This is a genomic window from Acinetobacter brisouisimilis, from assembly GCF_000368265.1.
Lineage (GTDB): Bacteria > Pseudomonadota > Gammaproteobacteria > Pseudomonadales > Moraxellaceae > Acinetobacter.
In genome coordinates this window covers 243,758-263,200 of sequence record NZ_KB851219.1, presented here as the reverse complement: position 1 = coordinate 263,200, position 19,443 = coordinate 243,758, and the positions used below count along the sequence as shown (strand labels likewise).

Here is a 19,443-nt window from a genome sequence, read left to right as displayed (position 1 = left end):
TCTTCATTTTATCTTTTTCTCCCAATCCCCAATAACGCTGACAAGATAGCAAAACATATGAGCATGAGAAAAAACTTGGCCCTAACCAAATCAATAGAATGATGATGCCTATACACCAAAAAATTAAAGACATAATCGACTTCTCAAGCTTTTGAATTGAATTAATACTGAATATTAGAACCATCAAACAATGCTGAGGCGTGAATTGATAAACGGCCTGCCTCATCCTGAATAAGTACCGCTTTCTCTTTAACCTCCTGACCACTTTCTGATTCAAGGTCATAACTACAAGCAAATATTGGGCGTTTTTTTTCTTCTGGGAAAACGTAGCCTTCCTGACTACACTTTATATTTGATACTGATTTAACTTTAGGATTTAAGTTTGCGTATTGGTTATACAAATCTTTTATCTCTTGTTCCTTGAATGAACCTTCACCGCATCCGATTAAGAATGCTGGGACAATAAGACATGCATAAAGTAGTTTATTAATTTTCATATTCATTTACTTCTTTCAGCGAAAGCATAATATTGGATAAATTTTTTTCCATTCTTCAATTTTTGAATGGTATTTACTTGTCTTGACGATTGATGCACTGTTGGTAATATTTCTCTTTAAATCGTTTTTTAGTCGCATCAAAAGTGGATAACCCTCCGCGGTCATATTCATATGCATCATCGATAATCGGTCTGAGTCGCTCTCTGAGCTCAGTATTGTTTCCTGCCAGTAAAAGGGTTGCATTGGCAATATTGCTTTGTTTAAGGCGTGCATCCATCACAGTTTCAGCAACATCTGCTTCTTCCCGACAAGCTTTTTCTTGAACTGAGCTACAGCCAACAAACAAAGTTGTGGTCATGATGAAAAGTAATTTATTTTTTAACATAGTCTGCTCCTACTCTACGCATTTGCCTACGGTATAACCTCTGGCAAAATCCAGACGTCTTTGGTCTTCTTCACTGGTGATTGGGACGATAAAGAAAGGCTTACCAAATTTTTCACGAATGCTGTCATAAGTACATGTACAGAGTTTTTCACTACTCACTGCAGTTTTAATGGCAGCATTGGGATACATGCATTGTTGGATATAAGCTTGACGGTCTTTGGTATCGGTAGATGAACAAGCGGATAAAACGGGTAAAAATAGTACAGCAAGTATGCTGAATGATTGAATTCTCATAAAGCTCCCCTCTGGTATTGTTCTGTATTGAAATCAAAATTTTAAAGACACGAAGATGCATGCTCCCTTTTGCAGGAAGATATGCAGATATCAATAAAATGAGATGAATAAATCCCATCAACTGCTGGGTAAAAAGTCAGTTGTTTGAAATAAAATTCAGTACAGTAAGGGGAAAATTTGAATGACCATGACGGACTCCTAGATGTAATAGAAGCTCTGCCGAATCACTGTCAATTGATTATGGTGGCAGAACGAAAAGGGGTTGACAGACTGGTCATCTAGTACCAGCACGCGCGAACGCGTCCCCCTCCCGTTCTACCGCAAAGGGGGACGAGAAGGTTTCGCACAAGACTTATACTCAGGAAGAATATAAGTACCTGATACGCTAGATGGATCGGTCTGTCAAAACCGGCTGACAATGTAGGTCAGCAGGATAAGAATAATGGTGAGGCTGATTGAAGTCAATTCAGGCTTCTATTGAGTGGATAAAAACCTTGCGATCGCTCAGCATAAAAAAGTGAAAATTGCTTTTTTCATTCATAATGTATAAGTGAAGCATTTTTGGTTGAATTAACGCCCTTTAATCCCTCTTCGAAAGCTATTTGCAAATAGTCCTGTGCCAAAGGTTCGCATAGTGCTAGAGCATTTCACTCTGAGATGCTGGTCGTGTTTATCATGATCTGTAAGATATTCGATCACTGGAAGTAAACGTTCCCAGTCACTCTCATTGTTTCTCGAGACCATGCCAATCCCAATATCGCATCCTGCCATCTTCAACTGATTGATATATTTTTGCTGATGAAGATTAAAATAACAGCCATGCCCTAGAGAAATGTCCATCCATTTTTTACCCGCTTGCTGTGCGTAATAAGATCCATTTTGCACTTTTGCTCCATCATAAATCAGGAGTAAATGAACATGATAGCCTCTGCTTTGTCCTTGTTCTAAGGCCCAAGCATAACCATGCAGATGTTCAAAGCAAGTATCTTTATTGGATAAACGATTTCGAAGTATTTGAACATGTTCATAGAAATGTTCGATATTGATCTGGTTCTTTGATGTATTGAGGTAACCTAGATCCACTCTGACAATTAATAACTTTGCATAGTGATCAAATAGCTTACGAACATAAGCTGTTAAATTTCGCGTATTTTCCTGCTCCTGTAATGAAAATTGATCTAAATACATTCGTATGTATTCTTTATGATTTTGAATTTGAAATTCAAGAATTTTTAATTGCTCACGACTAAAATAAAGAACAAAATCATAACTATCGCTGAAGTTAGAAAGAGCATGATAACGCATCATGTCAATTTCTAATTTTATTAATACAAAGATAGAATTATAGTCACTATAATAGTAATCTATATTATAGATTTCATTAAACTGATCAAGTAGCTCTTTAAACTTTGATTTAAGAGAAAAATCAAAGCCATTGTTGATAATAATCTTAATAAAATTTTCAATTTCAATTAAAACATCTGATTCAGAAATTTGATTGGATAGAAAAGTGTTTAATTGCATGGTGTCTCCGAAAAATATTATTCACCATGACATGAGTTACTTAGGTTTTTTTTAATTAAAATATTGATCTTAATAAATCTGATATAATATAATTAACCAAGTAATTTTTGATTATTTTTATATAAATAAATTTAATAAAAATTAAAATTTAACCAATGAATTTAAAGGGTTTTTTAAGATATTTTTAAGCTAAAGTTAAGCTAATGAATTCGGATTATTTTTAATCACTAATTAATTTTCATGAAATATTTAATAACTAAATAAAGAAGTATAAATTTCTATAAAAATAACTACTAGAAATTTTTAAATTCTGTTAATTAATTTTTTATTTAATAAATATAATAAATTACAAGATATAGACCATTATCTACTACAAAACTTGGCAAATTCTGACTTATGTATCAGTCGCAATGCTGTGCATGATTTTGAATTATTCAAACGTAATTTAAACTAGATTCCTTTTAGAGCTTTTATCCTTGCAGGTAAGGCTATCAGGAAATTTATATTTTGTATTCAAATACCTTATTACCCTTCAAAGTGAAAAGATGGTGTACTTAGATTCCGAACTGAAAATTTATAACCAAGAGATCAACAAAAGACGAACAGGGATTGAGTATATATTTGGCAGTTTGAAAACTTTCAAAATTCTAGCTGAATGCTACCAAAACGAAGGTGAAAGACTTGGTTTTAGGTTTAATTTTATTGCTATAATTTACAATATAAAATTGAATAAAAATGATTTATGAAATGAAGCTTATTTCTAATAAAATATTGATTAAATTAGTTTTTATTTTTAATTTATAAAAATATATAGATTTTTTACTACGTAAATATCACGATAATATTATGCATATATTTTTAAAAATAAGATTAAATTTATGCTAAAATAATAGTAAAATTAAACGAAATTCGGGTCAAAAATGCACAAATATAACCAAGAAATATATTTAAAAAAATATCATCAGTATGAGCTAAAAATTAATAGTTTAGGTTATCCTCAACTTCTTGCTTTATGGTCTAAAGACTCTAGTAATTTATTAGAGAATTATTGTGATTTTGCTGATTTTAAAAGAAAATTAACAAATTACCTCTGTAAGGAGGAAAATTATGAAATTGAAGAATTTTTAAAAAATCACTCTATTAAGGAGTCTGATCTCTTAAGATTTTTAAATAAAAATGATATTAGAGAAATGAGTTTCTTTAAAAAATTTTGTGAGAAAGAATTGAGTTCTTTAATTTTTAGTTTTGATAGTTTTTCGGAAATTCCTAATTTTTTTGAAGATAATATTTATATTAAATGTATCCAGCTGTCTAATAAACTTTATTCTGAGAGTAAAACTTCTTACAAATTAGAGAACTTTAAAAAATTTCAATTAATATGGAGAAATATTTTATCAAATAATAGAGATATTTCTTGGATTAATAAGGAAGATTTAGAACAAGTTCAATGGGCATTTTCTTATATTAAAAAGAGTGAAAAAAGTTTATTTCAGCCATTAATGAATGATATTTGTTTAGTATCGCAAAGCACCCAATTAATAGATAATTATCTTTATGTTATCACAGAAATAGATGCATTAAGCCTTGGTCAACCAGCCGAGAAAAATTTATTTTTAGATAAAATGCGTCGTGCATGGAGCCAAAAAAAATTTAGAGATGCTGGAAAAACGAAGAAAGCTTACCATCTACCACTTACTAAAGAAACTCATAAACAATTAGAGTTTTTATCGCAGATATTGAACAAGCCTCAAGCTCAAGTACTCGAATCTATCATTAGAGATAAATATCAAGAGTATAGCAATCAAAAAACAGGTAAAAACTTGTATTAACTGAGGCTAAGTAACCCATAGATACAATGTTTAAGAAACCCAATGTGCTTGTAAAGTATGTAGAGTTCATCCAGTATAGGTATCAACAATTATGAGCTTATTAAGCCATGTATTCGATTTATTTTATAAATCGAATACAAACAACAAAAAATGGCTCTAAACAATATCGTACCCATCTCAATACAAAAAGGTAATCAACGTGAGAAAGCTATAGCCACGCACAATCTAGTGTAAATTAAATTGGAAGGTGGTGGGCGTAATACTCGGTATCAAGTCAACTGCGAATTTAAAAATATCAATTAGATAGCACTTTTATTTTTTACGGTACAATATGCGGTACAAAAAATTTTAAATTTATTTACTTCATTACTTTTCAATAGTATAAATTAAAAATTCGAGTCCCGCAGACTGCACGAATTTATATTATACCTTATTTTCATTTTCAATAATCCAAACAACTCTAAAAATAAGATTAAATTCAGCAATATAAAAAATACTCAATCTATATTCGCATTCTGAACGAATACCTTCCTTTACAGTACAGATAGACCGTACCATACATGCTAGTTGCCTTGTGGAAAGGCAAAGCAATCGTAATAATCATTCACTGTTCAAAATTAAGTCTCTGGCACTCACTACAAATACAAGTGAATTCAACATTAATTCACTTGTATTTGCCCACTACGTCGATAGCCATCAACATAGCACTCCAGTTGTGTAAGTGCCCAATTGATATCCTGTTCCGTCGCTTTAATTTTTTCTAGAGATTTAAAGATCGGTTGCAATTCGTCTAAAGGGAAATCTTTTTCAAAAGAACGTAAAATGCGACTATGTTCAGTAACCTCAGTATCATCCTGATCAATCAATAGCTCTTCATAGAGTTTCTCACCAGGTCTCAATCCCGTATAGTGAATCTCAATATCACCATATGTACTTCCAGCTTCCCTAATCTGTAAACCACTCAATGTCACCATCTGCCGAGCAAGATCCTGAATTCGTACTGCATCCCCCATATCCAGTAAAAATACATCTCCTCCGGTACCTAGCGCTCCAGCCTGAATCACCAATTGTGATGCTTCTGGAATAGTCATAAAGTAACGTGTCACTTCAGGATGAGTCACTGTAATCGGACCGCCTTTACTAATTTGCTGTTTAAATAAAGGAACGACAGAACCCGATGATCCAAGAACATTACCAAAACGGACAATACTAATCTGAGTTTGATGCTGTACTTTTGCCATGGCCTGACAGTAAAGTTCAGCCATACGTTTTGAGGCTCCCATCACATTGGTTGGGCGTACTGCTTTATCAGTTGAAATCAGTACAAATGTTTCTACCCCTTTTTTCACAGCGGCATTTACACTAAAAGCTGTTCCTAATGCATTATTTTTTAAACCGGCAATCGGATTACATTCTACCAGAGGCACATGTTTGTAAGCAGCAGCATGATAAACAGTCTGCACAGCATATTGCTCAATCACCCGTTCCAATTTCCCCTGTTCTAGTACACTACCTAAGATCGGAATAATGTTACAATTACTATTTAAACGCAGCTCTTTATCAATACTATAAAGTGCAAACTCAGTTAATTCATAAATAATCAGTTGTTTTGGCTGGTTTTTCACAATCTGACGGCATAATTCAGAACCAATTGATCCACCAGCCCCAGTTACCATTACCACTTTATCTTGGATATTTTTGGTCAGTAATGGCTCAATTGGTGGAATTGGGTCACGCCCCAACAGATCAATAATATCTACTTCACGGATATCACTGATCTTAATCTCACCATCCATCAGTTGCGTCATATCAGGTAATTCAGTAATTTTTAAATGTGCAGGTTCAAGCAGCTTAATGATTTCATTTTTACGTGAACGACTTATCGAGGGTAATGCAATTAAAATTTCATCAATCGCATATTTTTTAAAGGCACGGTTAAATGCCTCCTCAACTGAATAGACTTTTAATCCACCAATGATCTGCCCCTGTAAGGTTTTTTTACTATCAATAAAAAATAATGGTATATGCTCATCTGAATGTAGTAAGACTGCAGCAATTTGCTGTCCAGCAAGACCTGCACCATATATGGCAACGCGCTTCTTCCTAGCTTTAGATCTCAGCATAGCCTGTACAATAAAACGAATAAGTGCACGACTGAACCAGACCCAACCAAACATGAAAAAACCGTACATGAGTGGAATCGACATGGGAATAGAAGTCAATTTCATATAGGCTAATAAATATAAAGTTATAACCATTAAACTGACAGCAAAAGCCAGTTTTGTAATAAACAGTTCACTAAAAGCCCGCACGATAAAATGGTAGGCTCCCATCAGTAACAAGCTCAAAACTGAAAGTCCACTGATTAGAATCCAACTGAGAATCATTCCCGGAATGATTTCAACATTCCAGTCAAATAACCGAATCGCATAACATATCCATAAGAGAATAGGTAGAATCAATAAATCCAGCAGTAATAAACTCACCTGTTTAGTCCTTCTGGACATCGATAATAGCTGAATAATCGTGCGTTTCACGGAAATTCCTTAACTGACTGTCTTTGCAATTTTCTAAATAAAGACACAAAAAACAATTTTCACAGTTTTGTATTTTATTGTTAAATAATAAATACAAACCATCAAAAACAATATATCCACAACACTTTCTTTTAATTATACTTGCATAATTTGAATAACCTGTCGAATAGCAGCTAAAGTCTTTTTCATATTATCTTTACTCAACGTTGGATGTACCAAAAACATTAGACTCGTTTCCCCCAACTGCTTCGCATTTGGCAACCGCTCTATAGGTCGCCATGATGTACCATCAAAAGCATGCTCCAAATAAACTTCAGAACAAGATCCACTAAAACAGGGCACACCTAACGCATTGATTTCATTCATAATACGATTACGTGACCAATCTGATGGTAAAGCATTTATATTTACTTGCACATAACATTTATATTGCGCATGAACATAATCAGTTGATGGGCGATGTACAGTAAAATAAGGACTATCTTCAAAAGCCTCTAAAATCTGCTCAGCATGTTCAGTACGTTTTTTTGTCCATTTCGGCATACAAGCAAGTTGAATACGACCAATGACAGCCTGCATCTCAATCATACGCCAATTAGTTCCAAAAGAGTCATGTAACCAACGAAAACCTGAAGAATGCTGTTTACTATAAACGCTATCGAAATTTTTACCGTGATCTTTATACGACCACATTTTTTTCCACAAGCCTTCATCATTGGTAGTCACCATACCTCCTTCACCACCTGTAGTCATTATTTTATCCTGACAGAAAGACCAAGCTCCTATATGACCAATTGAACCTGCAGATCGACCTTTATATTCTGCTCCATGTGCCTGAGCACAATCTTCAATCACATACAGTCCTTTTTCTTCAGCAAGCTGCATGATTGGCTCCATATCACACATCCAGCCTGCCAAATGTACACAGATAATTACTTTAGTATTCGGAGTTAAAACTTTTTCAATGGTACGACGTGAAATATTTTGTGAATCAAGTTCAACATCAGCAAAAATTGGATTTGCCCCTGCAGTCACAATTGAACTGGCTGAAGCCAAGAACGTACGTGAGGTCACAATGACATCATCACCTACACACACACCTAAGGCTTTTAATGCAACATCTAGAGCGACAGTCCCATTAGCAAGGGCAACCGCATATTTCGTTCTAGTAAATTGGGCAAATTCTTTTTCAAACTCACGACATTCTTGCCCAGTCCAGTAATTCACTTGATTTGAAAGTAAAACCCGAGAGACAGCATCGGCTTCTTGTTGGGTAAAACTTGGCCATGGCTCAAATGCAGTGTTTAACATGATCTTTCCTAAACTAAAATTGAAGCTTATCTTTTTTCTAAAATTCGTGCGGGGTTACCTACCACAGTCACACCTGATGGCACACTTTTGGTGACTACCGCCCCCATACCCACGACAGCACCTTTACCAATCACTAATGGTTTGTCTGGAGTACCCTGTTTAATCACTGCACCAGTCCCAATGTAAACATGATCCTCAATATGAATATTGCCGTTGCATTTTACACTCGGTGCAAAAGTCACATAATCCCCAATCACGCAATCATGCTCGACATAGCTATATAAATTAGCATGAAAACATTTACCAATTTTGATATTCGAAGTAATTGTAACAAATGGACTTAAAGCAGCACCAACCCCAATTTCCACTTGGTCCATTAAAACCATATTATCAGCAAATATCGACCATAATGCTATTTTATCAGCTTCTAAAATGTTAGCAATTTTTTGACGAATATAGCTATTTGCAATTGAAATCTGTACTGCTTTATCCTCTGCTGCTTCATTCAAAAAAGCTGTATAATTCATAGCACGATGACCATTAATGATCATCGTCTGCGTAAGTGCATCGTCAATAAAAATAATCTCTGAGGAATTATCCCCACGCGCTAATTGCTGACGTGCTACAGGCATTAGACTGCGACCACAACCTGAAGCACCATAAATTGCATAAAGTTTAGTCATTTTTCTTAGATGTACCTGTAAACTTGTTCATAGTAGCTTCACCATCAGCACTGATATCATCTTTTAAAAGTACTTTTTTTACAGTTTTTATTAAAATTTTTATGTCTAGCCAAAACGATTGATGCTCAACATACCAAGTATCGAGTTTAAATTTTTCTTCCCAACTAATCGCATTACGGCCATTAACCTGAGCATAGCCCGTTATTCCTGGGCGAACTTGATGACGCTTTGCCTGCTCAACACTATAAAGTGGCAAATATTCCATAAGTAAAGGACGCGGTCCAACAAGACTCATATCACCTTTTAATACATTCCATAATTCGGGCAATTCATCTAGACTGGTCGAACGCAGCATTTTTCCAAAAGATGTTAAACGCTCAGAATCAGGTAAAGGGTTACCTTTTAAATCCACTGCATCTTTCATGGTGCGAAACTTAATCATTTCAAAAGGTTGACCATGTAATCCTGGGCGAGTTTGACGAAAAAATACGGGTGAACCGAGATTTTTTTTAACCTTATAAGCAATGACCGCATAAATAGGTGCAAGAATGATTAAAGCGAAAGCTGAAATGATAATATCAAAGGTTTGTTTTAGCATAATATAATCACCAATTGTCTCAAGCTAAGATACTTTGATAATAGTCTAATAAATATTGTGAACATAATTCTGCATCAAATTTTTCTTTAATTCTTTGTATACCAAATAAAGAAATTTTATTGAGCTCCTGAGAATTGTCAATACAATAAATCATTTTATATGCCAAATCTTCTGAATTACCAACTTGAAATAAGTAACCACTTTTACAATCATCAATAGCATCTGTAATACCGTAAATATTCGAACCAATAGTTGGCGTACCACAAGCAGATGCCTCTACAATGACCGTGCCAAACCCCTCTCTATATGAAGGTAAGCACATAATATCAGCCATTGCCATATACTCTTCAGGAGTTTTAGTAAATCCTTGATAAAAAATAGCATTATCAAACAATTTATTCTGTTCGATAATAGGAAAAAAATTCTCCTCATCAGGACCAACTATAAGTAGTTTAGCTCTTGGTCGTTGATTATGAACTATTTCAAAGCTTTTTAATAAATCTTTTATACCTTTATCTGCATTTAGGCGGCCAATGAATAAAAATACAAAGTCATCCTCTACAAAACCTAACTTATTTCTTAAAATTCCTGTATTTCTTGGATAGAATTTTTTAATATTAACACCAGAAATTGATCCTGCTCCTAATACTTGAATTTTGGCTTTAACAGGAATATTTTCAGAAATTAAAAAATTTATTTGAGATTTACTATCAGCTAACAAGTGCGTTGATAAAATTGCGATTGTCTTATCAATTAATTTTAATATATTTCTCTTTATTCCAGTTTTATTTGCCCATACTTGACCAGTGAATGTATGTAATCGGACTTTTCTACCCGACAAAAAACCGGCTATCTGAGTTACAAATCCTGCTTTAGGTGTAGTTGAGTGAACAACATCAAAATTTTGTTCTTTGAATATAGCTGTTAATTTCATTAAATTTTTTACATCATCTATAATAGATGGTTTCCTATCTAAATTTAACGAAATATGTTTAACATCAGGTAAAATTATTTCATTTTTTGCAAAGTTAGCAATCAAAGTAACATCATATAATGTATTTAAATATTTGATATGATTTAAGTAAAATGCATTAAATGTTCCAGGTGCTGATACAATTAGAGCAACTTTAGGTTTCAATTAGTATCTCCTTGAGTAAGGTAGGATAAATCTCTTTGCAATTGTTGAATATAAAAATCAGGTGTTTGAGATTGAACTCGTCTTTTATGTAGCAGGCCTTCTTGCTTAGTCAAAAACAATATTCTTACCATTATTTTTTTTAGCAAAAATTTATTAATAAATTTTTGCTTTGTTCTATTATCAAGATATTGGCTTGACACTTTAGATATAATATCAATTTGACTATCGTAAGCTGTTAGCAATTTTTTTAACTGGATGCTTTGATCTTCACGATAGTAATATAAAGGCTTTTCGATAAATCCGACTTTTAAATCATTTTTTAGATACGCTGTTAACCATAGCTCATAATCTTCGGCAAGTCGATTGTTCTCATTATAAGGATTTCTGAGAAACCAATCTTTTTTTGCTACGACTGAAGCATGAATAATGCCAGTTGTACCCATAATCGCATCTGCTAGATTGATACTTTTGGGATTAGTTGTACCACGATAGCCAACTAATGTTAAATCATTTTTAAGCGACAAAATACCAGTTGAAATAAGGTCTATCTCAGGAGATGCTTGTAAAAACTCAATTTGTAATTCAAGGCGTTGTGGACTAACAATGTCATCAGCATCCATTCTAGCTATATACTTACCTTTTGCCTCATGGATAATCTGATTAAGCCTAGCAGGTAATTTTTTATTTTGACCATCAAAAATAATACGAATTCTACTATCTTTTTGGGCGAATGATTTAGCGATTGACAATGAATTATCTGTAGAACCATCATCTATTAAGATAAGCTCCCAACTTTTATATGTCTGTGCAATCACCGATTTAATAGCATCAGATAGATAAAATTCTGCATTATAAAAGGGTATACCAATCGTGACTAACGGCTGTATATTCATTAAAATATCTCAAAAGTAGAATTAATCATATAAGGGCTAAGATTACTAAATTTACTTGTAGCCAAATAGTAATAAACCACACATAAAATAATAAAAAACAACTTAACAGAAAATCCTTTAAATTTATTTATTAAAATCGGAAAAATAAGCATTAAAGTCCAAGTGAAATAGTTTAAAATACGTTGTGGTCCTGAAGCCCCGGCACCCAATAATGAAACTGGTATTAACAAGGCTATGCCCAATAAATACAAAGTTAATAGCTTATTAAATAGTTCATCTTTAATTTTTAATTTTACATTTACAACTAAAACAAACAAAGCAACAACAACATAAAGGCCTAATGTAAATAACCCACTAAAATCATCATTTGTAGTATAACCTTCATAACGTGCATTATCTTTTGCCATATACTTAATAATTGGTGATGCACCAATAAATGCTACTACTAAGACAGTCATAATTTTATAAATATTTTTTATATTAACATTAACCAAAAAATAAAAGGGAATCATAATTAATGCAGAGATATGAAATAAAGAAGCAAACAAACAAATTAGAACATATTGCAATAATTTTTTATTTATTAATGCAGGTATTGCATATAAAAATATAGCCATAGCTATAGCTTGCCTTAAGCCATTCAACATAAAAGTATAAGCACCAAAAGTAACAAAGATAATTACTGACAGCACATAATCTTGTGAATATTTTTTAATAAACCTTAGGTAACTAAAAACAATAAAAAATGCAGTTAAAAATAACAACCAGAAATAATTATGTGTAATATTTAATAGCAAATAGTCGAATAATTGATAACCTTTTTCAACATCGTCCCGAAACTGAAAATAGCTTGGATTGAGGTTGCTAATATAATTTGAAACATATGCCCCTGTATCAGTACCAACCCTATAACTACGTATGCCTGCAAATAAAGAGAGAGCCAGTGTAGGAATCCAAAATGCTCTTCGATTAAGAGAATATTTTTCAAAAATGACCCACACCATAACAAATAATAAAATAAAAAGATATGGAATCATCTTCAACCCTATAAATGTATATTATATTTAACTTTAATTACACACTGTATAACTGTTCGAGACGTTGAGAGTTTTGAAAAATATCAAAACCCTGACTAGATAACTTATGAAAAATTTGTTCATTCGATAAATTAACAGGTGAAAAATCTACAATTTTTTCTGCCCAAATTTTTGCATGATTAATCGGTAAAAAATCTATCATCCCCAAACCTAAATCTACTTCTTGAGACACATTATCAGATACTAAGGTAGATAGCCCTACGGCTTGACTTTCTACCAGTACAACAGGAAAACCTTCATGTAACGAAGGTAAAATCATTATGTCCGAGTTTGCCATTAACGCTATTATATCTGAACGTAAGCCTAGTAATTTAACATGCTGACCAAGGTTTCTTGATTGAATTCTCTGCTCTATTTCTGAACGTAGAGGACCATCACCAACCAAATAAATAATAAAATTTGTGTCTCTTTCAATCAATGCCTCAGCAATATCCAAGACAAATATATGATTTTTAACTGACATAAAGCGAGCTACATGGATAATATTTAGCTTAGCTTTATCAAATATGAATGATTTTCGACTTATTTCGACAATATGATGTATTTCTCTTACATTAACAGCATTAGGTAAAACCAACACTTTTTTCACATTATTATATAAATATTGTCCAGCTTCATAACCACAGGCTATTTTGCACGTAGCTAAATGATTAATAACTTTTTTAGCCACTATCTCATATGTTTTCGCAAGATAATTTTTCCCACCATTACTGGTACTATGAGAATGAGAAATTCTATTTTTCACACCTGCCATTAATGCAGCAGTTAGATGAAATGCATTATTCAATAATACATGAGTATGAATAATTTGATATTCCGAATGAGCTTTCAAAAATTTATATAACTCTATCATCCTAGCTAATGAATTACTAGCAATAATCGGGAAAATCTTACCTCCTAATGCTAGAATCTCATCATCATAATCACCTTTGTCATAAGTAAAAGTAATAAAATCGAATTGAATTTTTGAACGATCAATACTACGGTAGAGATTCATAAGCATAGTCTCTGCCCCAGCTCGATCCATTTTCCCAATGATATGTAAAATACGTTTCATTTTATAGCTCCTCAATCAGTGGATTAAACTGCTGAGCTGTATCCTTAGTACAAAATTTACTATTCTTAATATGCTGTACTACTGTTTCAATTTGATTTGCATCAAATTTTTCTACTAAATACATGCTAGGTTGATACCGTATCCAATCATAAATTCCTTTGATTTTATGATTATTATTTTGAAATACAATACAAGGTGTATTGGTAATATAGGCAAAAATCATCCCATGTAATCTGTCAGTAACCACAAGTTCAGCTTGATTAAAAGTTTGCCATATATCATTTAATGCATTAACTCTTACATTAGGACTCAAATTATTTTCATCAATATGTGTATCACGATAAATAATATCTTGATTAAAGGCTTGCTTTAAACAGCCTAATACCAATTGCGTAGTGCTATCATCAATAAATTTTTCTTTATCATTTCTCAAACAGACAACAACACCTTTTCTTAGTATAACTTTAGCTATATTCTCCAAAGTCATGACAATATCAGGTGTAATAATCACCTTATTTTGACTAAAATTTTCTTTCATTAATTGATAAGAAACTTGTTCACGAGCAACTATAATTAAATTATTATGGCTACGATAAACTCTTTTTGCTTTATTGAGCTGTTTTTGACCCTTTAGAGTATTAGAGAAATCAAAAGTTTGTGGAAATGAAACAATTTTATTAAATGGGAACTGCTGAATCACTAATTGGCGCAATATCTCAATTTGTTCATATAAATCTCCCATGTTACCGCCACCCACAAGAGTAACAATATCATCATTTTGGATATTATTTTTCACCCACCAGATACCCTCAGCTGTTTTACTGATAGGAACTTCAACTACCTGATATCCATGGCTTTCTAAAAACTTTGTCTGAGCATAAGTAATAGCAACATCACCTAAATTTCCATAATCCGCTGCTAAAAAAAAGAAAGCTTTTTTTCTACTCGCATCAAGCTTTATTTGGTTAAAATAACCATAATTTTTAAACTTTGCTTGATAAAATAAAAATTTATACTTTAACTCAAAAGGAATTTTTTCCTTAATATTCATATCAACCTCTAGTTTGAGCCATCATAGCAATCAGATATTTGGCACGATATTTAATAAACTGATGATAAATTTTATCACTACTTGTTATAGGTTTATAAAATTGTGAATAGTTTACTAAATCAGCATCATTTAACATTTTTTTTATATACTCAATTTTCTGAATATAGTTAAATTGATTTTTATATCTAAATAAATTTAATACACAATAACGCAACCCACCTATTAGATTATTAGCCAATATTTCTTGTTTATTATTAAATGACCAAGCATCAATAAATGCAGATAAAGCTACATGCTTAAGCTTAACCCATTCAAAACTTTTTTCATGAAATTTTTTTGTCAAAGTCATCTCTGGTCGTTGTATATAATGTACATAAGCTTTTTGATTAAAAACAATCTGACTGGAATATTGATAAACTCTAGCATTAAATAAAATATCCTCTACCAACGAGACACTTTTAGTAAAATTAATACCATACCTATCTAAATAGTCTTTTCTATAAAGCTTATTCCATGCATAACCCAAAATATTAAGCATATAGGAAGTTAAATGAATAGAATCACCATTTAGCCAATGTGTATTTTTTGGAATATGCTCGATCTGTTCAATAACTTCTTCATTCACATTGGCATTATCTTGAAAAAAACCAAATACAATAAAATCTAATTCTTCTTCTAAAATTATTTCTAAATTATCTTGCAATAAATTTGGTTCAACCCAATCATCTGAATCCAAAAAATAAATAAATTCACCAGTTGCTAAACTAAACCCATAATTTCTAGCATCAGACAATCCACCATTAGATTTAGTATATACTCTTACTCTATCATCAACCTGTTCAAATCCTCTAGCAATGACTTCACTATTATCTTTAGAACCATCAATAACAATAATAAGTTCAAAATTAGTATAAGTCTGCTCTAATATAGAACTAATAGATTTAGCAATATATTTCTCAACATTATATACAGGCAAAATTACTGATACTTTTGACATTACTTATACCCAACTGAGCTATATGATCAATTTTTAAACGCATTAAATTCGGTTGATTTTTTTTAAAACAAAAGACTTTAGCAGATTTCTTTCAAAACCATTCATGCAAAAAATCATAACAGATGAAATAAATACAATCTCCACAAATCCGACCATTAAAAAAAGATCACTAAATGAGTCTAATAAAATAATATTCGAAGTTTCTTTCAGAAAAGGATAAAGCAATATCAAAAAACAAAGCACATAGCTAATATTTTTAAAGTAAAAATATAGCATTTTTTTTGGTAAATGATTACCTTTTAAAAAATAGCTCACCCGATAAATCAATGCCCCGCCTACTACTCCAATTGTTGCAAAAAATGACACATACACTGAATGTGAAAATTGATAAAGTCCATATGTTAATGGTAAATTCAATAAAAATATCGCTGAAACAACTAATTGATATTGCTTAATATTACCTTTAGCATGCGCTGACATCCAGAATGGCCCAGAAACACAATCTAATATTGTCACCCAAATCATAGCTTTTGCAAAATAACTTGCATATGCAGGTAGATTTTGACCCAACCATAACTGTAAAATAATATCCGAGTACAACAAAAATGGGATCGCAATAATTGATATCAAATACAGAGAATATCGTGATGCATTAAGCACCAACATATTATGATGTTCAATATCACCACAGGCATAAGATTGCACTATCTGAGGATTAAAAGCCATCTGTAGATTATTAGCCAATGTACCAACTAAGCCTCTCACTTGTTGCCCAATAGCTAATGCAGCATTAACCGTTATACCTAAAAACAAATTATATAAAATTGTTACACCTTGATTAGAACTTAGAACTGCGATTTGACCGAATAAATTCCAACCAGAAAATGATAAAATTTCTTTAGTTAATCCAGCTTCTCTTTTAAATTTATATTTTGTTTCCAATCGAAAATTTCGTATTGTGATCATTAAATACAATAAAAACATCCCAATTGATAAAGCTGTTAAAAGACTACTATAAAAAACTAAAAAATTATAACTAGCATAACCAATCACTAGAGCTATCAATAATTTTGCTATGGCTTCAAATATACCAATATAAGCAAACAAACTCATACGCTCTTTAGCTACGATAATAGCTTGATAAGGCACACTAACTATTCCTAATATAGTCATAACAACAGCGCATTGATAAACAATATTTGCCGTTACCACTTTATCATGAGGTATATTCAATTGATAATTAAGATACCATAAACCAATTGTCTCCAGAGTCAACAAGATAATAGCTGCGATTACTATATGAATATTTAATGCTGTACTAAAGGTAATTTGTACCTTATCTATATTTTTTGAAGATAGCGCCACATTTAAAAATCTTTGTGTGCCACTTTGCATTGCTGAATTTAAAAAAGAAAATAATGCAACAAAGCTACTGACTAAATTAAATAGCCCATAATTTTCAACACCTAAAACATTAAAAATAACTCTAGTAGTATATAGAGAGATTCCTATAATAACCAACATTCTAATATATAAGAATATAGTATTTAGTATGATTGTCTTGTTATTTACCTGTGAAACCATATTGATCTACTATGCATATATAAAGATATAATATCTATACTAGATTACAGTATTATGATTTAATCTTTAACCAACTTAACTAACAAAACCTTATCTTAAAATAATATACATTAAGATACAAAATTACTATTAAGCCTTACAGAAGTTAAAACAAGTTATTACACTACTTATCACATTCACGAACACATAAAAATTGATAAAAACTAAACTATTGAAAATCTTAGTTAGAAGCCCATCATTTTAAAAAATTAGCGATTGTAAACAATAAGTATAAAAAAATATACACATCGGTAAGCTTTCTTGTATATAATCTAAATTAGACTTACTACTTTTGAGAAAAAATTATCATCTGCACATGCAATAATCAAATTTTACATGAAAAGTAAAACCTAAAGCTCTGATAAGTAAGACTGTAAGCTAATCAACAGATATATAAGACATTGTTTATGATACTTTAGTGTATTCACAATATCAATCTTTTGATTATTGTGAATTTTGTGTGTGTTTTAATCAACCTCATACCTTCCAACTGAGTCTTCTACTTTCTTTACCAAACCCTTAAATGAAAAATTTAATTTAATTTCAAATACATAAACTTTTAGAAAGTTAATTTTAAAAGCTCCTAACAACATAAGAGTATTTCTATAAAATTGAACATATAATTGGACTTAAAGCTATGCTAAAATTTTGATGAATGTAATCAGTATTTCAAATATACTTCTTATTTAGAATTTTGGCTAGAATTAACATAGTTATAGTATTCAGTGTAATATAATATTCTGATCGTATTTAGGTGCTTTAAAAATATCTTGATTATGAGAATAGTAAGATAGATATTACAAAAATCAATTAAAGGGTAAGACGTGAAATTTAGTTTAATTTTTGCAATCACATCTCTCAGCTTTGCAGCCACAGGCTGTACGGTTATTTCTGGTTTACAAAGCTATGATCTTCCTCAGCAAGGCTCATACACGACAAATTTAGGTGTGCCGGTAAATATCATTGCACTAAATCAGGAGACACTTCCTGTAACACAGGCTGCTCAAGAATTTTCACCCAAATATTATTATAGTTTATTTCATTCCACTAAAAACACTTACATCTTAACATCAGGAGATGTTTTATCAATTCAACTGTGGAATTACCCTGAAATTGCACCACCTACAAATAACATTTCTTCCGATCAATCAGCGTTGGCAAATGGTTACCCTATCGACCAACAAGGTTATGTGCAACTGCCTTTGGTAGGTCGATATAAAGCCTCAGGCAAAACTTTATCTAAAATTAACACTGAGCTAAAATCAGCATTTTCACGTTACCTGAAACAACCTGATTTGGTTGTAAGAATCATTTCTTATCAAGGAAAGCGTTACTATGTACAAGGCAATGTCAACAAAGGTGGACAATTTTTCTTAAATGATCAACCAACCAGCTTATATACCGCTTTAGGCATGGGAGGAGGTATCACGCAGTTGGGCGATCCGACATCTATTCAGTTAATTCGCAATGGGCAAACATTTAACCTCAATACCATAGAATTAGAAAAACAGGGATTATCTTTACATAATCTCATAATTCAGCCCGATGATACAATTTATGTCAATGCGCGTGAGGACAAAAAGATTTATGTAATGGGAGAATCTGGTAAAAATCAATCTATTCCTATACGGGATCAAGGCATGAGTTTAAGTGATGTACTTGGTGAAAGTTTGGGACTTAATCCTTTATCAGCAAGTGCTGCACGTATATATGTTCTTCGAAGCAATAACACCGACCATACCATGGCAATTTACCATCTTAATCTTAGCAGTATTGGCAATTTTGGGCTTGCTAACCAGTTTAAAATGCGTAGCAATGATATTGTATATATTGATCCAACTGGTTTAACTCGTTGGCAACGTGTAATCAGTCAAATTATTCCGTTCTCAAATGTACTCTATAGCACTAAACAGTTAGGGCAGTAACTTG

The 19,443-nt window shown here is 32.0% G+C and carries 17 protein-coding genes; 2 read left to right on the top strand and 15 right to left on the bottom strand.

All coding sequences use genetic code 11. The features are described from left to right. Positions 1–161: 161 nt before the first annotated feature. From F975_RS04915 to F975_RS04900, 4 genes are all read right to left on the bottom strand, one after another. Positions 162–503, bottom strand: a complete 342-nt coding sequence (locus tag F975_RS04915) for a hypothetical protein (RefSeq protein ID WP_212749270.1) — start codon at positions 501–503, stop codon at positions 162–164. A gap of 67 nt (positions 504–570) precedes the next feature. Then, entirely contained in the window at positions 571–882 is a 312-nt protein-coding gene (locus tag F975_RS04910; protein ID WP_004750941.1) for a hypothetical protein, read from the bottom strand. A 9-nt stretch (positions 883–891) separates the two neighbouring features. Continuing rightward, entirely contained in the window at positions 892–1,176 is a 285-nt protein-coding gene (locus tag F975_RS04905) for a hypothetical protein (protein WP_004750939.1), read from the bottom strand. A 570-nt stretch (positions 1,177–1,746) separates the two neighbouring features. Continuing rightward, complete coding sequence (locus F975_RS04900) at positions 1,747–2,700, bottom strand: YagK/YfjJ domain-containing protein (RefSeq protein WP_004750937.1); 954 nt, start codon at positions 2,698–2,700, stop codon at positions 1,747–1,749. A 920-nt stretch (positions 2,701–3,620) separates the two neighbouring features. Here F975_RS04900 and F975_RS04890 point away from each other — a divergent pair. After that, positions 3,621–4,529 carry a hypothetical protein gene (locus F975_RS04890; RefSeq protein ID WP_004750935.1) on the top strand — a complete coding sequence of 303 codons (909 nt, stop codon included), beginning with the start codon at positions 3,621–3,623 and terminating at the stop codon, positions 4,527–4,529. A gap of 659 nt (positions 4,530–5,188) precedes the next feature. Here the strand turns inward: F975_RS04890 and F975_RS04885 are convergent. From F975_RS04885 to F975_RS04835, 11 genes are all read right to left on the bottom strand, one after another. Continuing rightward, on the bottom strand, positions 5,189–7,066 hold the full coding sequence (locus tag F975_RS04885; protein ID WP_004750932.1) for a polysaccharide biosynthesis protein: 1,878 nt from the start codon (positions 7,064–7,066) through the stop codon (positions 5,189–5,191). Between the two features lie 135 nt (positions 7,067–7,201). Beyond that, positions 7,202–8,377: a DegT/DnrJ/EryC1/StrS aminotransferase family protein gene (locus F975_RS04880; RefSeq protein ID WP_004750931.1), complete on the bottom strand. Its 1,176-nt coding sequence runs from the start codon at positions 8,375–8,377 to the stop codon at positions 7,202–7,204. 26 nt (positions 8,378–8,403) lie between these two features. After that, entirely contained in the window at positions 8,404–9,060 is a 657-nt protein-coding gene (locus F975_RS04875) for a NeuD/PglB/VioB family sugar acetyltransferase (protein WP_004750929.1), read from the bottom strand. Continuing rightward, positions 9,053–9,658 carry a sugar transferase gene (locus F975_RS04870; protein ID WP_004750927.1) on the bottom strand — a complete coding sequence of 202 codons (606 nt, stop codon included), beginning with the start codon at positions 9,656–9,658 and terminating at the stop codon, positions 9,053–9,055. Before F975_RS04870 ends, F975_RS04875 begins: the two co-directional genes overlap by 8 nt. A gap of 19 nt (positions 9,659–9,677) precedes the next feature. Further along, a complete protein-coding gene (locus F975_RS04865) occupies positions 9,678–10,796 on the bottom strand; it encodes a glycosyltransferase (protein WP_004750924.1) in 1,119 nt (372 codons plus the stop codon). Continuing rightward, on the bottom strand, positions 10,793–11,689 hold the full coding sequence (locus F975_RS04860; RefSeq protein ID WP_004750922.1) for a glycosyltransferase family 2 protein: 897 nt from the start codon (positions 11,687–11,689) through the stop codon (positions 10,793–10,795). The genes F975_RS04865 and F975_RS04860 overlap by 4 nt, the downstream gene beginning before the upstream one ends. Next, positions 11,689–12,726 carry an EpsG family protein gene (locus tag F975_RS04855; protein ID WP_004750920.1) on the bottom strand — a complete coding sequence of 346 codons (1,038 nt, stop codon included), beginning with the start codon at positions 12,724–12,726 and terminating at the stop codon, positions 11,689–11,691. The genes F975_RS04860 and F975_RS04855 overlap by 1 nt, the downstream gene beginning before the upstream one ends. Before the next feature lie 37 nt (positions 12,727–12,763). Then, positions 12,764–13,843 (bottom strand): glycosyltransferase, encoded by a 1,080-nt coding sequence (locus F975_RS04850; RefSeq protein WP_004750918.1) that lies wholly within the window; start codon positions 13,841–13,843, stop codon positions 12,764–12,766. A 1-nt stretch (position 13,844) separates the two neighbouring features. After that, the gene (locus tag F975_RS04845) at positions 13,845–14,894 is read right to left on the bottom strand and encodes a polysaccharide pyruvyl transferase family protein (protein WP_004750916.1); all 1,050 of its coding nucleotides are present in this window, start codon (positions 14,892–14,894) and stop codon (positions 13,845–13,847) included. A 1-nt stretch (position 14,895) separates the two neighbouring features. After that, a complete protein-coding gene (locus tag F975_RS15270) occupies positions 14,896–15,891 on the bottom strand; it encodes a glycosyltransferase family 2 protein (protein WP_004750914.1) in 996 nt (331 codons plus the stop codon). Between the two features lie 42 nt (positions 15,892–15,933). Further along, the gene (locus F975_RS04835; protein WP_004750912.1) at positions 15,934–17,475 is read right to left on the bottom strand and encodes a lipopolysaccharide biosynthesis protein; all 1,542 of its coding nucleotides are present in this window, start codon (positions 17,473–17,475) and stop codon (positions 15,934–15,936) included. 863 nt (positions 17,476–18,338) lie between these two features. Here F975_RS04835 and F975_RS04830 point away from each other — a divergent pair. Next, entirely contained in the window at positions 18,339–19,439 is a 1,101-nt protein-coding gene (locus F975_RS04830) for a polysaccharide biosynthesis/export family protein (protein WP_004750910.1), read from the top strand. Positions 19,440–19,443 lie beyond the last annotated feature (4 nt).

Bases quoted from the DNA above. Each gene is read 5' to 3' on its own strand.
- F975_RS04915 (WP_212749270.1), bottom strand. From the start codon at position 503: ATGAATATGAAAATTAATAAACTACTTTATGCATGTCTTATTGTCCCA.
- F975_RS04910 (WP_004750941.1), bottom strand. From the start codon at position 882: ATGTTAAAAAATAAATTACTTTTCATCATGACCACAACTTTGTTTGTT.
- F975_RS04905 (WP_004750939.1), bottom strand. From the start codon at position 1,176: ATGAGAATTCAATCATTCAGCATACTTGCTGTACTATTTTTACCCGTT.
- F975_RS04900 (WP_004750937.1), bottom strand. From the start codon at position 2,700: ATGCAATTAAACACTTTTCTATCCAATCAAATTTCTGAATCAGATGTT.
- F975_RS04890 (WP_004750935.1), top strand. From the start codon at position 3,621: ATGCACAAATATAACCAAGAAATATATTTAAAAAAATATCATCAGTAT.
- F975_RS04880 (WP_004750931.1), bottom strand. From the start codon at position 8,377: ATGTTAAACACTGCATTTGAGCCATGGCCAAGTTTTACCCAACAAGAA.
- F975_RS04875 (WP_004750929.1), bottom strand. From the start codon at position 9,060: ATGACTAAACTTTATGCAATTTATGGTGCTTCAGGTTGTGGTCGCAGT.
- F975_RS04870 (WP_004750927.1), bottom strand. From the start codon at position 9,658: ATGCTAAAACAAACCTTTGATATTATCATTTCAGCTTTCGCTTTAATC.
- F975_RS04860 (WP_004750922.1), bottom strand. From the start codon at position 11,689: ATGAATATACAGCCGTTAGTCACGATTGGTATACCCTTTTATAATGCA.
- F975_RS04855 (WP_004750920.1), bottom strand. From the start codon at position 12,726: ATGATTCCATATCTTTTTATTTTATTATTTGTTATGGTGTGGGTCATT.
- F975_RS04850 (WP_004750918.1), bottom strand. From the start codon at position 13,843: ATGAAACGTATTTTACATATCATTGGGAAAATGGATCGAGCTGGGGCA.
- F975_RS04845 (WP_004750916.1), bottom strand. From the start codon at position 14,894: ATGAATATTAAGGAAAAAATTCCTTTTGAGTTAAAGTATAAATTTTTA.
- F975_RS15270 (WP_004750914.1), bottom strand. From the start codon at position 15,891: ATGTCAAAAGTATCAGTAATTTTGCCTGTATATAATGTTGAGAAATAT.
- F975_RS04835 (WP_004750912.1), bottom strand. From the start codon at position 17,475: ATGGTTTCACAGGTAAATAACAAGACAATCATACTAAATACTATATTC.